Source organism: Paracoccus haeundaensis (assembly GCF_006239215.1).
Lineage (GTDB): Bacteria > Pseudomonadota > Alphaproteobacteria > Rhodobacterales > Rhodobacteraceae > Paracoccus > Paracoccus marcusii.
In genome coordinates, this window is record NZ_VDDC01000005.1 from 136,225 (window position 1) to 152,383 (window position 16,159).

Genomic DNA, 16,159 nt, shown 5'->3' on the forward strand with positions numbered 1-16,159 from the left:
CGACCCGTTCCCTCTGTCTCTCGGTCGCTGCATCACAGGAGTGAACGACATGGCAAAGACCCCCGATATGACCAAGACGATGCAGGACATGATGGCGAACTTTCCCATCGATACCAGCTCGATGCAGGACGCGATGAAGTCGCAGTCGATGATGGGCGAGAAGCTGGCCCGCGTCGCGCTGAGCGCCGCCGAGCGTTCGACCGAGATCTCGGCCCGCTGGGCCAAGGACTCGATCTCGCGCATGGGCGAGCTGGCTGCCGTCAAGCAGGACCCGTCCGAATACGCCAAGGCCATGAGCGATTTCGCCTCGGCCGCAGCCGAAATGGCCGCCGAGCACATGGCTGCCTATGCCGAAGTCGCCAAGAAGGTCCAGATGGACACCGTCGACCTGATGCTGACCGCCGGCAAGGACATGGCGTCGGATGCGCAGAAGGTGGCTGAAAAGGCCGCCCGTGACACCCAGACCGCCGTCAAGAAGGCCGCCACGGCGACCGCCGACAAGTGATCGCCTGATCACCGGAAACGACCGGGCAGGGGCGACTTCGGTCGCCCCTGTTCGCATTTGCGCGCCGGGGCTTTTTCCTTTGCGTTTTGCGGGTGCAGAATTCATCATGGCGGCCAGGATGAATTCAAGGAACCCAGGATGGCCGCATCGACTGCGCCGCTGCTGATCAAGCGTTATGCCAGCCGCCGCCTCTATAACACGCAGACCAGCGACTATGTCACGCTGGAGGATATCGCGGGCTTCATCCGCGATGGCCGCGAGGTCAAGATCATCGACCTGAAGTCGGGCGACGATCTGACCCGCCAGTACCTGCTGCAGATCATCGCCGAACATGAAAGCCGGGGCGAGAGCGTCCTGCCGCTGGACGTTCTGACCGACCTGGTGCGCAGCTATACGACCAACGCGCAATCGGTCGTCCCGCAGTTCCTTGCCGCCAGCTTCGAAATGCTGCGCGAGGGACAGTCCAAGCTGATGGAGAACATGGCGGCGATGCCCAATCCCATGGCCACGATGCCGGGATTCGACGCGCTGCAGCGCCAGCAGCAGATGTTTCTCAAGGCGATGATGGGCGGCTGGCGCGGTGGCGCCTCGGGCCCCGAACGCGAGGATGGCACGCCTACGCCCCCCGCCGGCCCCGCAACCCCCGAAGACGAGCGCGACATGGCCGAGATCCGTCGCCAGCTTGCCGAACTGCAAAAGCGCGTTTCCAAGCTGTGATCCCCTTGCACCGCGCCGTGCGTCGGGCTAGACCCGCGTCACGGAGCGGTGGCCGAGTGGTCGAAGGCGCACGCCTGGAAAGTGTGTAGGCGGGAGACCGTCTCGAGGGTTCGAATCCCTCTCGCTCCGCCAAATTCAATCAATCATAACATCACTAAACCACTGTAAATCGTAAGAAATTTGCGTAGGGTACGAAATTTCACGCGGCTAAACTGCTTCTTTGGTTCACTTTCTGGTTCATCTTTTGGGTTGCGTTCTGGTTCACCGTAGCCATGATGCAGGCAACGGAATCGTGCCGGAAGGACCATCCGATGAAATCTCCCAAACCAGTCTTGCGTGGCGACAGCTACTATATCCGGCGCAAAGTCCCGGCCAGATACGCTGCCGTCGAAGGCCGTAAGATCATACAGCTTTGTTTGTTTACCGACTCCCCAAAGATCGCGTCCAAGAAGGCAGAGGAAGTCTGGACCGAACTAGTTGAAAGTTGGGAATGCAAACTTGAAGGGAACGATGCTGAGGCTGACTCCCGGATGGAAGCCGCTAGTAGACTGGCCCAAAGGCGCGGGTATCGCTTCATGACCGCTGATCATGTAGCGCAACTACCTATCGCTGAAATTGGTCAGCGTCTTGATGCAGTGAAGGGCAAATCTGGAAAGGTCGATAAGCTTGAGGCTGAGGCTCTGATTGGACTCGTGAAGGTGCCGAAGCTGAATGTTCGTCAGGCCCTTGAGGAATTCTATCGTGTCGGCGCGGACAAGATCATAGGAAAAAGCGCCGATCAAATCAGAAGGCACAAAGCGCCACGGTTGAAAGCAACCAATAATTTCATCAAGGCGGTCAGCAACAAGCCACTAGGCGAAATTAGCCAAGACGACATGTACGAATTTCGAAGCTGGCTTGTGAAGAAGGTTGCTTCCAAGGAAATTCAAGCTTCATCAGCGAACAAGGATTTGACGTACCTAAAAGCCATGTGGGCTACGGTCGCGCGGGCTAAGAAGATTACTCTCGCGTATAGTACCGAGGGTCTGACAATATCCGATACGACCAAACGTAAAGCTACCAGACCTCCGTTTTCGGATGATTGGATCAAGACCAAGCTACTTGCTGATGGTGCGCTGGACGGCTTGAACCTTGAGGCCCGCGTGATTTTGCTAGGTATGGTCAATACAGGCTACCGACCATCGGAAGGGGCAGGGTTGGTTGCAAGTACTATCAGGCTTGATACCGACGTTCCTCATATCTTGATCAGGCCCGAAGACCACAGGACACTTAAGAATGCCAATGCGGAGAGGATCATACCACTGACGGGCATCAGCCTTGAGGCGTTAAAGCATGCCCCTACAGGCTTCCCTCGATATGCTTCAAGTAGTGCTAGTCTGTCAGCGACGGTCAATAAATTTCTACGTGAGAATGGGCTGACCGAGTCCGATGATCAGTCGATGTATAGTCTTCGACACTCATTTGAGGATCGGTTGCTAGTTGCGGGAATTGACGAACGCATCAGGCGCGATCTGATGGGCCATGGCTTGAAGCGTGAGCGATATGGAAAGGGTGGGGATTTCGCCCACATTCACGGGTTATTGCTTCCACTTGCGCTTTGATCAACTAGCTTTTCTAGCTGCCAAACGGGCGCGGGCTTGAGAGACAGGATCATTTAGCAACATTGCATCCTGTTCGGCTCGTGCCTGCTTCAACTCCGTATCGACTCTATCAAAAATCATTAGAGCGTCTGGATATGTATGCGCCAGTTCAGCCGCAATGGAAAGCCATCGTTCCAAGTCGCGAATAGTCACAGACGTGGTTGACCGGAAGGGTATTACATTAGTCATTTGGAAACCTTTTCTTGTTAAATTTAATTTGGTAATTGACAATTGATGCGGCTGTTCTATCTGTAATGGCATAGCAAGTGAGGAAATGAATAATGGCCCCGAAAGCACCTAGCGTGTACTCTATTGAAGAATTGTCCACGATGGACCGCGCCGACCTTCTTCAATTTAAGAATAACATTGAAGAAGCGCTCAGCGTTTCAGAAGAAAACGCCATGAATTCGCTGAAAGAGCAACTGACGAATGCAGGGATTGATCCCCATCAGTTCGCAATGTTCATCGGCGCAGGCTCTCCCGCGTCCGCGCCTGTCTCTGGTCGCAAGCCCAAGGGCAACGACGCAGACGCAGATATCAAAGCTAAGATCAAGCGCGAGTATGCAGGACATGTAATCCATAACCCGGAAGACTCGGGAAAGGATTACGAGGTCGGAAAGCGGGGCCAGATGCCTCACTGGATTATTCAGGCATACAAAGAGGGTAAGATTAACGCCAAGCCCATCCCGGCTGCTGGTGAAGTCCAGCCTTAAGGCAAACCAAGTTACATGACCCGGAATGCCCTGCCTCACTGGTGGGGCGTTTTTCTTCATGACAACGTGGTCATGAAGGCAACACAATCCACTTTCACGTGTCAGTAGACTTGCGCCGTGACTGTTGCAGCGGGACGGTTGATCGGTCTGCCCGCCTCTCGGTTCACGGCAGAACAGTTGCTCGCTGGATGCGTCATGCTAAATAGAGATCGTGTCCGCTCACGCGGGGGGAGGGGGTTCATCTGTAGGGTCACTGGTATCGTTCCTTTATGATAAGAAAGCCCCCACCACGAAGCCACTAGGGGACTGTATGACGTGATCAGGCTGCTGTAAGCCGCCGTCTACATTTAGGTACAGGCTTTGGTAGCATATATTGTCCAAAGTCATATTCCAGACGCCCGCTCTCAAGTAGAGATCGCAATGCCGAATTTATCTCATTCTCGGAATATCCAAGCTTACAAAAGTGCAATCTTATATGCTGCGGATAACCCATGCCAAATATTCCACCTTTTTCCATAATTTTGTAGATTGCATTTTCAATGTTTTCTTTCTCCGGTTCGACGTAATCTACGATCTCAAATGCCTCTAATAGAGAGTCAGATTTCCTATCTTCCGCATCTTCTTCGATAACGGAATCATCGATTGCATAACCTCCCATCAAAAGTTCAATTGCAGAGTATTCTGTTGATGGAGAGTAGGGAAAGTCACCACCAAACTGTGCTTTAGTTGACTCCTCAAGATCGATGAACTCCTTAATCTCCTCCGGCTTTGGGTATAGTTTAACCAAGTTTGATACTCGTATACCTCTAAACTCGTTACAAAATCGTCCGAAATAAGTCCCGAATGTCGGTATCCAATCCTTGGGTTTTCTAAATTCTGGATCAATATATCGAGTCAAAGCACGTCGCATGTCGGTTGGCAAGCACTTTGGATTCTTACGAATTTCTGCATACAAAGTGGCGAATAGAACTTTTTCATCGATTTCACCACGTATACGTAGACTATTGTGTCGTTTCGTTAGGTGATCTAGCACAGCTAGCGCTCGGTTAGCTTTAGCTATATCTCGCAGCTTATTCTTTTGCTGTTTGCTCTTTGGCGCGCATTCCTCGCAATAGAGACTCGGGCGACCTCGACCCTTCGGGGGAGTAATTGCTTTATAACAGCATGAGCAACGGCGCACTATTTCTTCGGGCATTGTAATTTCCTTTATCCAATGAGTTTTGTGTTTGGTATTCCTTTCGCTTATTTTGGTGCCTTAAGTGCTTCTGGGATTCGGTAGCTACTCCGAATCCCTTTCTGCAACACACAAAATCAATCCAATAAGGAAGACATAAGTATCTAGGTGACATTGTGTTTCCGACAGGGCATAAAAACGCCAAAAAACCCCGCATGAGGTTGTTTAAGCAATAATTTTATGGAATGTCAGGAATGCGCCATTGGTATGCTCTGAAAAGCGGATCAATGGCTATCTGTCATATAGATGGCTTTGTGTACGCCAAAGACGCAATGATGTCAATGAACAAAGTGGACCGAACCGAGTAAAGTTCTGACTATCGGACGACATGGGATGTGATGGGTGCGGAATAGCTTTCCCAGCAGTCAGCTTGTGAAAAGTGAAAAACGCATGATACGACGGGGCAATTCCTCAAATCAGGTGCAAGAGTTAGCAAAAAATTTGACCGACTGGATAAATGAGCCGGTAGTGAGCGTGCGGACAATCCTCAATCCCATGAAAGTAGGTGGAACGACGATTAAAGCGGGTAACAAGTGGATATTATGAATTTGTTTGAAAAACAAAACCTCGATTTAAACGGGTAACAATGTTCTTGTTACCCGTATATTTCATGGGTATCCCTTTCATTAATGTCATATTCACGGGATATCCATAAGGATGTTCATCTGAGCGTTCATGGGATGTCCATAAGGATGTTCATCATCTTGTGTAAGATTAGGTCCGAAGGACCGTTCTAAACTCTATAATGAATGAGACCTCGATTTAAACGGGTAACAAGAATATTGTTACCCGTATATTTCATGGGTATTTTCATATTGAAAATATTAAATTATTTTTCTTGTTACCCGTTTAAATCGAGGTTCCATTGTTTCCTGAATCAATGATATCCTTATGGATATCTCATTGGGCATTTTATGAACGATCCATCTGTGATCCTCCTATCGTCGGATAGGGTTCGGTCTGCTTCGCATCCCGCCCCCTTACGCTTATTCGGACTATTGATCATTCACGGCGCACATTCGGCTGACGCCTCATGTGCCCCTGTACAATTGCAGCTAGCACCGGGAAATCTGATTACTTCATGAACGGTTACTAAAGCATCATCATCGTTCAAGAAGGTTGGCGCGTTTGGTTTCCGGCTTCGCCGGGGATTCGGTACCTCGCGGTTTCTCAAATGGAGCGTAATTAACAAGCCATTGAAATACAGTGATAATGATGGCGGAAATCCTGGGTGTTAGGTTTTTTAATGAATCTTGTTATCATTATGTAATCATTGTGCTTATCAGCTTTTGCTTGTTTTTCGGTGCTGAGATTTCGAATTTGTTGCTTGGAGTCGCACTGTCACACGATGATTGCGCCACAGCGCATGGCAGGGGTGATAGAAACGCTACTGCAAAATAAGTTTGATCGAATTTCCAGTTTCAGGGGCCTCAAATATCACCTGCCGAGTGACTGGTTTAATGGAGTCATAAATTGTGTTGTACTGAACCTCGATTTCTAGGGTTCTCGAACTGTATATGGTTGATTTCGCACACTTCAGATTATTGTCTAATACAATGATTCCTCCGGGTGGCAAAGTTGAATTCATTATTGCCCCTAGTGGTTCCTTTCTTGTTTCTTTGACAAAGCCCGCACCTGTCTCCCGGTCAACTTCTACCCATTCATGGGTGACAAGATATGGGAACACTTTAACATTAATTGCAGGCGTGATTCCGTAATTCTTTAGTTTAATTACTACCCTGTTTGTTCCGAATGTACCTGTGACAGAATGATCTTCGTACAACACAAGTGCCTGTGTCTGCTCATGGCCGATCTTGGTTTGGTCGTCTGCCATTTTCCGTGTGACCTTTAAAGCATCCTGTGTCGCTGTGAGAGTTTGACCCACGAGGTAGACGGCATACACACTTACCAAAACCCCAAGCGTACCTGACCAGCCTTGTAGCCAATCAGGTGCTTTCTCGATCTGTGATAGTCCCAACACCCCTGAGAACAGGGCTACGATGAAGCCTACAATTGCACCCCCGAAAACACCTACTGCAATGCCCTGCCTCATGTGAGTTCCCATCAGTTCGTGCAGGGATATGCTTCGCGGATAGCCTGCGAGACGAGAGAGGCTGCTTCCTCGTGCCGAGTGGTCGGATTGTTTTGCAAGTACATGCAGACAACGTCTCTGAGTTGGCTGCTTTTTACGCCATCTGCTGAACACAGTCGCGCGTCCATTGCTTTATGTGTCCACGCTACGTGGCTGCTGTAGTCAAAGACGGCCATGACATACTCTGCAACGCCAGAGTGACTGTCTGTGCATCCTTCGTAGAGATCATTTCCCATCATATAAAAGCCATCTGTGTTATCCCCGAAGGCCACACCGGCACCTATGATCAAATAAACCGCTGCAAAGCTGGTCTTCATATTGATTCCCGTCGATGGAGTAATGCTGACGGAATACTGCCTCGGAAGTTGCATTTCGTCTATACGACTGGCAGGCCTTGGACTTGGGTGCTTTATCGCCCGTGACCATGATCCAAGCTGCCTATGGTACGGGTTCGCTTCTTGTAGATTGCAATGCCTTTCGCAGTCTGGATGTCGATGTCCGGAAGCAGCATGACGATTTCAGCGCGTGAGGCACAGGATCGACAGCGTAGGCGACGTTGTAGCGTCCGAAGCTGCATGTCACGCGGCCCTAGCTTTGCGACCAGACGCGGACCTGCATGCACAGCGCAGCGCCCGCACGTTACGCACTGGATGCGGATCGTGGCTGATGAGTCCATGACGTCTTGGATCGTGATGTCGCTCATGGTGAGAACACAACAGGAACATAGTTGACCGTCAAGGGCAACTCTTGTCACCGAGCCACCATATCAGCAACATTATCATTCGAAATAGGAAATGGAAAAATGACAGATACTGTTGATGAGATTTGGGCTGATGACCTTCTTAAGCGGAAGCAAGAGGCTCAGTTGCTTACGACTATTCTGCCAGTGTTTGCAGAAAGCTACCGAAAGTGGGGAGGGAGAGGTTCATTTGTTCTCAACGTGGACGCTAATTGGGGTTTAGGGAAAACATACTTTGTTAAACGACTGGTAAGGCATCTTAACGCAAACTCATGCCCGGCACTCTATATTGATGCGTGGGCGGATGATCATTCGGATGATCCCTTTACCGCTGTTATGGCAGAAATTGAAAGGTACCTTGTTGGAGTCAATCCGAAAGCTGAGGATGATTCCAGCGCGATATCCAAAACGTTCAACCACGTTAAAAGAAGTTATGGAAAGCATCTACTTACAATAGCTAAGGGAACTGTGAAGACTATTGGACTTCGGCATCTCTCTGATGCTGTTGAGGAAATTTATGATGATATAAGCTCCGGAACCACTAAAGACATATTGGTTGAGGCCAAAGATCAAGTGATGAACGTTGCTGGTGATGAATTTGAACGATACGCCCAGGAAAAAATTAATTACTTTCTGGCAGCAAAAGAAAGTCAATCTAATTTCAAAGATACCTTGAGAAGTTTTCTTCAAAGTTCTAGTATCGGCGGAAAGATCAATTCACCACTCTATATTGTAATTGATGAGTTAGATCGATGCAGACCGACTTACGCACTAGAAATGCTGGAAAGAATTAAACATCTTTTTGACGTCGAAGGTTTGGTTTTTATTCTATCAACAAACACAAGTCAGTTATCCCACTCGATTAGAGCGGTATACGGCAGTGAATTTGCAAGTGAGGATTACCTGAGCAGATTTTTTTCCCGCACATACCATCTTGATGATCCGGATATGGAAGGGTTTGTTAGAACTTTGTGGAGAACACTTGACGTCAATGAAAGTGTTTTTGCTACCGAGACGATCCTACCTGACCCACTAGATTTTGTAGTAGCCCTCATTCAATCGTGTAAATTTACGCTACGAGAAGCAGAACATTTCATGGATTTGTTTTCTGCTGCTACAATTATGTGGGAAGACGAATTCCCAAAAATGGATTTCGTATATTTGTGCTCAATAATCGCTGCAACAATGAAAGGAATAAAGCCGGATCACAACAAAGAGCACAACGCCTTCCTTCAAGATCATGACCTCAATTTAAGTGGAAAGGAAATTTCATCAAAGCACTACGTGAAGGCAAACTTCAGATTTTTCGATTACGTTAGCGCAATGTCTTGGATATCACGAAAGCCGCGTAATGAGTGGTTTGCTGCCTATTTTTATTCAGAGGACAAGAAAGTCGAGAAAGTGAGGGATATAATAAAGCGGGAGTACGACGCATTGGAGAGAATGCAATACAAAAAGGCTTACGGATTTCATAAGGAGTACACTCGGTTTGTCGAGCAAGCTGGTCGCTTGGCAAACTAGTTACAATAAAGTTCCGTCCCCTAAATACTTTCGTTAGACACAAAAGACGTTTCCTCAAAATCTGTTGTCAAACCTTAGCCCGCTGATCAATCGATTGGCGGGTTTTTTCATTCGAAAGAACAAAATATGCGTATCATTACACGCGAAGACATTGACCAAGCCCGGTCAGACCAAGCCCGCATCCATCAGGCAACCCAAACTGAATATTCAGTAAAGCGAATCTTGCAATCATTGGATTTCCAAATTTCCGACAAGGGCATTGCAGAACGCATCCTTATCGAACTGCAAGGCGAAATCAAATTTGATCGGGCTAGCAATCAATTCATGATCAAATCAGAAGGGCTGTACAAGAAAGCCAATCCCCAACTTATTCGGGATATCGTCTCAGCAACAATTCAGAAACTGCCAAAAGAAATTAGACTTATTAATGACGCTGTGAAGGCAGGCATCCTTGCTGATGCAGAAAGTCACAAGGTCAAGCTGATCCGATACGTAGACCGCTCATGCCCTCACAAAGTCCATACGGTCGTAGCGATCATGAAGACGCTGCTGACCCCATGACGGGCAAGTAGACCAAAGCTGAGAACCACCACAACGACAGCACGTATAGACTACACATGGACATCATCAGGCGTCGGGATGTCTGTTGTGTCAGGTGTTACGCCCTAAGCGGGCTAATCACCCCGGCTCGTGACTGCATCTACTACCTGGTCATCGCTCAGGGCGGCACACATGACCTTCGGGACCTTTGTGCCGACGTTCACCTGGCAAAAAAATGCCAACGATGAAAAGAACGGGCGGTTAGGCTTCACACCAAAAACTATTTTATTTGCGTTCCTCTGAATATTATCGATCTAAATTAAATAAATGCAAACAATTAATTTATATTCGGCCGGGATATGAATAAACTCCTAAAATTAAATTATTTATTAAATTATGCCGACAATATATTTACGCAAAGTATTCCTATAACGCCCGTAAGCGTTAAATCACTAAATTTATGGTTTTCCCTTGATGGAAGTGTGAAATTAAATTAAAAGCGCAGGCTGAATGGGTTTGAATTTTATGGGATCCCATCGAATCCATAAAGAACTGGAAGGAAAAAGATAGACGGCTAGTTCGAGGGCAAGCTACATCATTGACATTATCGGCAGCGTCATACCAGCCGCTGAAGGTACAGCGACCTATAGTGCTTTTCTTAAGCTCCAAGATTGTCACGGCAAGATTTACCAAGCGTTTAGAGATTTAGCGGGCGGACCAAAAGGGACACCTGCACGTGCCTTCTCACCATCCTCGATAATAAAGGTCGCTGAAGCAGAAAAGTTTGCACGGCTAATCCCACCAGCAATGAATGTGCCAAAAGAAATAATGAACGCTATTGAGAACGAAGCTATCGTTGCCCCCGCCCGTTGTACAGATGGCGAACTTAGGGCGGCTCTTTCTGCGCTGCTCCCCGACTTTGGACCGCCGGATGCTGGAATTTTCCGGCTTGGTCATGGCGACGGGCTGACTGCGTCGCCGGGATAATGCAGAGCGATCGGGACGTTATATCCGATCGCGCTATGGGGTCGGTCCTCGTTGTAGTGTCTACGCCAATCTTCCAGCTTTTCCCGCGCGTCTGCAAGGCTCATGAAGTTGCCATTGTTGCGCCATTGGTCCGAGCGGCAATGGCGACGCGCGTTCAGGCATTCGGACCGGAGCTTGCTGTTGAACGCCTCGATGAAGCCGTTGTCCGTGGGCTTGCCGGGGCGTGAGAAGTCCAGGGTAACGTCGTGGGCATAAGCCCACAGGTCGAGATCTCGAGAGATAAATTCGCTGCCATTGTCGACCCGGATCGTCCTGGGATAGCCGACCTGGGCACAGACCCGTTCCAGTGTCCGGACCAGATCCTCACCGCGGTATTTGAAGCGCGGGTCAGCTGCTGGACAAAAACGGGAATGCGTATCCACGATCGTCAGGATCCGCAGCTTGTTGCCCAAGGCCAATTGGTCATGAACGAAGTCCATGGCCCAGACTTCGTTTGGCCCGACTGCCTCCTGGCGATCATCGCGCAGCTTGGCCTTCACCCGCCGCTTCGGGTTCTTGTTCCTGAGCTGCAAGGCCAGTTCATTGTAAATTCTGCGGGTCTTCTTGATGTTGATCACCCACCCCTCCCGTCGCAGCAGGACATGCACGCGCCGATAGCCGTAGCGCAGGCGCGTTTCGCAGATTTCCTTGATCCGTCGTGCGACGGCCGCCTGATCGGTGCGCCGGGACTTGTAGTGGAACGTGGAGGTGTCGAACTGCAGGGCCCCACAAGCGCCGCGTATCGACACGCCCCAATCGATGCACATCCCGCGAACCAGCTCGCGCATCCGACCAGGCTTCAGAGCTAATAGGATGGTTCGCCCCGCCGCCTCGGGCGATAATCGTGTCACCGTCAATAGGGGAGATATGAGCATGCACCATCAACCCAAAATCTGCGCAGTCTTTGGCATCGACATCGGCAAATCCCTATTTCACGTGGTCGGTCTCGATACTTCCGGCGCACCCATTCAGAAAGCCAAGTTTCGGCGCGAGACCCTTCTGCAGTTCTTTGCGCGAGCGGCGCCGACTCTTGTCAGCATGGAGGCCTGCCCAGGGTCTCAGTGGCTAGCCAGGAAACTAAAGGAACTCGGTCACGAGGTCCGCATCATCCCGGCGCAGTTCGTCAAACCCTACGTGAAGTCGCATAAAAACGATATCATTGACGCTGAGGCTATCGCGGAAGCTGCAACCAGACCCACAATGCGCTTCGTCGGGATCAAGGAGGCGCACCAGATTGATCTGCAGATGCTACACCGTGTCCGCAGCCGACTGGTAAAGGGACGGACCAATCTTATCTGTCAGATGCGTTCATACTGTCTGGAGCACGGCGTCGCTCTCCGCCAAGGCGCCGGGGTGTTCAAACTTGATATTGTCCGCACGATCGATGACCCGGAAAATGATCTGACCGAGCGGGCGCGCGTTGTCCTGCGGGAGCTACAGGCGGACCTTCTTCGCTTGGAAGAGCGGATCCTCAGCGTCTCCACTGAAATCAAGAACATTGCGGACAGAGATGAGACCGCGCGTCGGCTAATGACGATCCCTGGTGTCGGACCACTTGGCGCAACTGCCATCCTGGCGTCCATCGGTGACCCGTCGCGCTTCAAGAAAGCACGAGACGTGGCTGCATGGCTGGGCCTCGTGCCGCGGCAACACTCGACAGGTGGCAAGCAGACCCTGCTCGGCATCGCGAAGCGAGGAAGTAGTTATGTCAGAACGCTTCTGATTCACGGCGCACGATCGGTTCTGATGCATTTGGACCGAACGAAGGACCGCCTTGGCCAATGGGCAGACGAACTGCGAGGCAGGATGCACGTCAACAAGGTTACGGTCGCCTTGGCTGCAAAAATGGCGAGAGTGGTCTGGGTCGTGCTCAGCAAGCCCGGAGCAACATATGAACGGCGCCTGCCAGCAGGCGGTGGCGCTTAACCCCATCCGGTTCGACCGGATCAGAATGCGAGGCTCGAAATGATGACGAAAAGGATGATCGACGCGCCGTAAACCCGTTCCGAAAGCGGGTTTTGTGCCCGAACAAGCTAATTGGGAACGGCGCGTGCGGATCTCATCATGGCCTGGCTGGAAAACCAGCTCACTCGCGAGAGGCCGGATACATTTATGCAATCCTGCACGTCATCAGGAAGAACCTTGCACAGGCGGGGCGAACCATACATTTCGCCGGATGACGTCCTGCAGCATTTCCCGATCCAAAGTCAGGTCGGCCACGATCTTCTTCAACCGGCTGTTCTCATTCGGCGCTGCGCTCGAACCCATGGCGCTTGCGCCTCATTCCAGCGCCTTCAGCCGGCGCATCTCGTCGGGCAACAAACCGCCATATCGCTTCTTCGAGTTAAAATAGGTCGCCTGGCTGATCCCCGCATTGCGGCAGACCTCGGCCACCGGCGTGCCTTCCTCGCCCTGCTTCAGGACAAACGCCTTTTGCGCCTCCGTGAACCTCGATGCTTTCATCGTTCTCCGCTCCTCTCCCAGCCAGGGAAGGTTAACCAAAAACTCCAGCTTCAAACGGTCCAGTTTCCAGGGGCAGAGCAAAGGTCGCATCGCTGACACCGTGCTTGCGACACTGAACCGCGCCGGGTTTGCCGGAGGCTCCAACTCGTGAGTAGGATGGAGCATCATGAGCAAGACAACGAACAAGTTTTCCCCTGAAGTGCGTGAACGCGCGGTACGGTTGGTCCTCGACAATGAGGGTCAGCATGGATCGCGGTGGCAGGCTGTGATGTCGATTTCGGCGAAGATCGGCTGCGCGCCGCAGACCTTAAACGATTGGGTCAAGAAGGCCGAGGTTGATAGCGGCAAGCGGGCAGGTATTCCGACCGAGATGGCCGACCGCATGAAGGCACTGGAACGCGCGAACCGCGAGCTGCGCCAGGCGAACGAGATCCTGCGCAAGGCGTCAGCTTATTTTGCGATGGCGGAGCTCGACCGCCGGTCGAACTGATGGTGGGTTTCATCGACGCGCACAGGGATGCGCACGGGGTCGAGCCGATCTGCAGCGCGCTGCCGATTACCCCGTCCACCTATTATGAACATCTGGCGAAGCGGGCCGATCCGGCGCGGTTGTCGGACCGCGCCCGCCTCGATGAAGCCCTGCGTCCCGAGATCCGCCGTGTTTTCGAAGATAACTGGCGCGTCTACGGCGTGCGCAAGATCTGGCACCAGCTGCGCCGCGAAGGCTTCGATATCGCCCGTTGCACGGTGGCACGGCTGATGAGGGGCATGGGTATTCAGGGTATTATCAGAGGCAAGCCGCATCGGACGACGATCTCGGACAACAAGGCACCGTGTCCGCTGGACAAGGTGAACCGCCAGTTCCGTGTTCCGGCACCGAACATGCTGTGGGTGTCGGATTTCATATATGTCGCCACTTGGAAGGGTTTCGTCTATGTCGCCTTCGTCATCGATGCCTATGCCCGCAAGATCGTTGGCTGGCGCGTCAGCAATTCGGCGCATGCGGGGTTCGTTCTCGATGCCCTGGAACAGGCAGTGCATGATCGCCGCCCCGGAAAGGGCATGGGGCTGGTTCATCACAGCGACAGGGGCTCGCAAGGCGGTCTCAACCGGTCGTCGCAACATGGTCAGTTTCGGCGTTCGTGAGCAGCGCGTCCAGTGCCTCTGCCGGGGTTCTCCAGCCGAGGGTTTTGCGCGGACGTCCGTTGAGCGCAGCTGCAACAGCTTCGAGATCATCAGGACCGTGCAAGCTAAGATCGGTGCCCTTGGGGAAGTATTGGCGCAGCAGCCCATTGGTGTTTTCATTTGTGCCGCGCTGCCATGGGCTGTGAGGATCGCAGAAGTAGACCGGCAGATCAGCGGCGACGGTCAGTTCGGCATGACGGGCCATCTCGGACCCTGATCCCAAGACAGCGACCGCCGAAGATGGCGGGGCAGATGAACGATGCTCCGCACGATGGCATCGCGCACGGCCTCGGCACCGTGACCCGCAAGAGGCGGCCCATTCTTCACGCGTGGTCCGTCACCATGCCCGGGCATCCGTGGAAGGTGCAGCAACAGCGTTAAGCGCGTCTGCCGCTCGACCAGCGTGCCGATGGCAGAGCGGTTGAGGCCGATGATGAGGTCGCCTTCCCAATGGCCGGGGACGGCACGATCCGCAGCTTCGGCGGGGCGCTCGCTGATCATGATTTCGGATGTCACGAAGGATTTTCCTCGGCCGGCAGTCCGGGCACGGGGAACACGCAACGCTCGACCAGTGCGCAAACACGCCGTCAGCTCACGGCGCAGAGCGCCACGCCCCTGAATGTAGAGCGCCTGGTAGATGGCCTCGTGACTGATCCGCATGGTCTCGTCCCCTGGAAAGTCGATGCGCAACCGACCGGCAATCTGCTCGGGACTCCAGGCTTTGGCCCACCGACGCGATTGCCGCCGTCCATGTCGCCGGCCTTTCCAGGCTGTAGGCGGGCCAACAACGACCGAGCCACCCGGGTGCGAGATATGGCCGGAGAGCCTGTCCTGCACATACTGCCGCAAAGCCGCGTTCGTTGCCAGCTTTGCGGCCTTTGGCCGCTCGGCCGCGCGCTCGGCATGCCACTGGGCCGTGGTCGCACGATACTCAAACCCGCCGGAGCGTGTGGCGGCATTGCGACGGATCTCCCGCGAGATAGTCGACGCAGCGCGGCCAAGACGGCGGGCAATCTCACGCAAGCCGACATTCTGCACCAAGAGCAGAGCGATCTCTTCACGCTCTTCCAGGCACAGGTAGCGCCGAGACGGTGCCGCCGCGGATGGAGCTAGATGTGAAGGGGGCATGCCGCCAGCCTTTCGAAACCACCGTGTTCCGACCGGCTGCGAGATGCCGGTCCGGGCGGCAGCGTCCTCGCTGGAAAGACCCAATGCAATCAGGGACCAGAAACGGCGCCGCTCCGACTGCCTTGCCACTCCCGGCCGCCCTGGTGAGCGCAATTTGCGCCTCGTCGACTGTTCGGATCTTCGTTTGCCTGTCGTCATCGCAACCTCCATCAGCAGAGTGTTGCGACGACCGGTTGAGACCGCCCAATACTTGTCTATACGCTACACTGAGCGCTTGGCAGAAGCCGGTATCGAACCCTCGGTGGGCAGCGTCGGCGACAGTTACGACAATGCCCTGGCCGAGACGATCAATGGCCTGTTCAAGGCTGAGGTCATCCACTGCCGCGGCCCATGGCGCAGCTTAGACGCGGTGGAGTACGCGACGCTCGAATTGGTGGGCTGGTTCAACAACCGCCGTCTCCTTGAGCCTATCGGGAACATCCCGCCAGCCGAAGCCGAGGTAAACTTCTATGCAGCTCTGGAAACCGAACCCATGGCAGCGTAACTAACCGAAATCAGCCTCCGGCAAACTCGGCGCGGTTCACACAGATCCTTCGCTCCGGGCCCGACCTGGTGCTCCTTCAACATGCCAATAATCTGTTCTTCCGTGAACCTTG

At 52.6% G+C, this 16,159-nt stretch carries 10 protein-coding genes, 1 tRNA gene, 5 pseudogenes and 1 other annotated feature; of the genes and pseudogenes, 10 read left to right on the plus strand and 6 right to left on the minus strand.

Features of this window, described 5'->3' with window-relative positions:
• Positions 1–49 precede the first annotated feature (49 nt).
• The 5 genes from FHD67_RS02605 (at position 50) to FHD67_RS02625 (ending at position 3,575) form a co-directional block, all read left to right on the plus strand.
• On the plus strand, positions 50–505 hold the full coding sequence (locus FHD67_RS02605; RefSeq protein ID WP_045981193.1) for a hypothetical protein: 456 nt from the start codon (positions 50–52) through the stop codon (positions 503–505).
• A 138-nt stretch (positions 506–643) separates the two neighbouring features.
• On the plus strand, positions 644–1,222 hold the full coding sequence (gene phaR, locus FHD67_RS02610) for a polyhydroxyalkanoate synthesis repressor PhaR (protein WP_045981194.1): 579 nt from the start codon (positions 644–646) through the stop codon (positions 1,220–1,222).
• Positions 1,223–1,264: 42 nt separating this feature from the next.
• A tRNA-Ser gene (locus tag FHD67_RS02615) sits at positions 1,265–1,354 on the plus strand.
• A 179-nt stretch (positions 1,355–1,533) separates the two neighbouring features.
• Positions 1,534–2,823 (plus strand): DUF6538 domain-containing protein, encoded by a 1,290-nt coding sequence (locus tag FHD67_RS02620; RefSeq protein ID WP_139597726.1) that lies wholly within the window; start codon positions 1,534–1,536, stop codon positions 2,821–2,823.
• Positions 2,824–3,191: 368 nt separating this feature from the next.
• On the plus strand, positions 3,192–3,575 hold the full coding sequence (locus FHD67_RS02625; protein ID WP_139597727.1) for a hypothetical protein: 384 nt from the start codon (positions 3,192–3,194) through the stop codon (positions 3,573–3,575).
• A gap of 319 nt (positions 3,576–3,894) precedes the next feature.
• On the opposite strand, the gene FHD67_RS02630 is transcribed toward FHD67_RS02625, so the two are convergent.
• From FHD67_RS02630 to FHD67_RS02640, 3 genes are all read right to left on the minus strand, one after another.
• Positions 3,895–4,770 (minus strand): hypothetical protein, encoded by an 876-nt coding sequence (locus FHD67_RS02630; RefSeq protein ID WP_139597728.1) that lies wholly within the window; start codon positions 4,768–4,770, stop codon positions 3,895–3,897.
• Between the two features lie 1,426 nt (positions 4,771–6,196).
• Positions 6,197–6,862: a hypothetical protein gene (locus FHD67_RS02635; protein WP_139597729.1), complete on the minus strand. Its 666-nt coding sequence runs from the start codon at positions 6,860–6,862 to the stop codon at positions 6,197–6,199.
• Between the two features lie 11 nt (positions 6,863–6,873).
• Entirely contained in the window at positions 6,874–7,218 is a 345-nt protein-coding gene (locus FHD67_RS02640) for a Rap1a/Tai family immunity protein (protein WP_139597730.1), read from the minus strand.
• Between the two features lie 410 nt (positions 7,219–7,628).
• On the opposite strand from FHD67_RS02640, the gene FHD67_RS02645 reads away from it, so the two are divergent.
• Together FHD67_RS02645 and FHD67_RS02650 are read left to right on the plus strand one after the other, a co-directional pair.
• Positions 7,629–9,161 carry a KAP family P-loop NTPase fold protein gene (locus FHD67_RS02645; protein ID WP_139597731.1) on the plus strand — a complete coding sequence of 511 codons (1,533 nt, stop codon included), beginning with the start codon at positions 7,629–7,631 and terminating at the stop codon, positions 9,159–9,161.
• A gap of 126 nt (positions 9,162–9,287) precedes the next feature.
• Positions 9,288–9,722, plus strand: coding sequence for a hypothetical protein (locus FHD67_RS02650; protein WP_139597732.1), 435 nt, complete (start codon positions 9,288–9,290; stop codon positions 9,720–9,722).
• Between the two features lie 932 nt (positions 9,723–10,654).
• Here FHD67_RS02650 and FHD67_RS02655 read toward each other — a convergent pair.
• Positions 10,655–11,533: pseudogene (locus FHD67_RS02655) on the minus strand (IS3 family transposase); the annotation flags it as partial.
• A gap of 67 nt (positions 11,534–11,600) precedes the next feature.
• Between FHD67_RS02655 and FHD67_RS02660 the strand changes: the two are divergent.
• On the plus strand, positions 11,601–12,653 hold the full coding sequence (locus FHD67_RS02660) for an IS110 family RNA-guided transposase (RefSeq protein WP_246071196.1): 1,053 nt from the start codon (positions 11,601–11,603) through the stop codon (positions 12,651–12,653).
• Positions 12,654–12,896: 243 nt separating this feature from the next.
• On the opposite strand, the pseudogene FHD67_RS02665 reads toward FHD67_RS02660, so the two are convergent.
• A pseudogene (locus tag FHD67_RS02665) lies at positions 12,897–13,190 on the minus strand (transposase); the annotation flags it as partial.
• A gap of 166 nt (positions 13,191–13,356) precedes the next feature.
• On the opposite strand from FHD67_RS02665, the pseudogene FHD67_RS02670 reads away from it, so the two are divergent.
• Positions 13,357–14,288: pseudogene (locus tag FHD67_RS02670) on the plus strand (IS3 family transposase); the annotation flags it as partial.
• Positions 13,638–13,754 (plus strand) — a sequence feature (AL1L pseudoknot). It overlaps the preceding pseudogene by 117 nt.
• Before the next feature lie 7 nt (positions 14,289–14,295).
• Here FHD67_RS02670 and FHD67_RS02675 read toward each other — a convergent pair.
• Positions 14,296–15,701: pseudogene (locus FHD67_RS02675) on the minus strand (IS30 family transposase).
• Positions 15,702–15,744: 43 nt separating this feature from the next.
• Between FHD67_RS02675 and FHD67_RS02680 the strand changes: the two are divergent.
• Positions 15,745–16,047, plus strand: a pseudogene (locus FHD67_RS02680) (integrase core domain-containing protein); the annotation flags it as partial.
• Positions 16,048–16,159 lie beyond the last annotated feature (112 nt).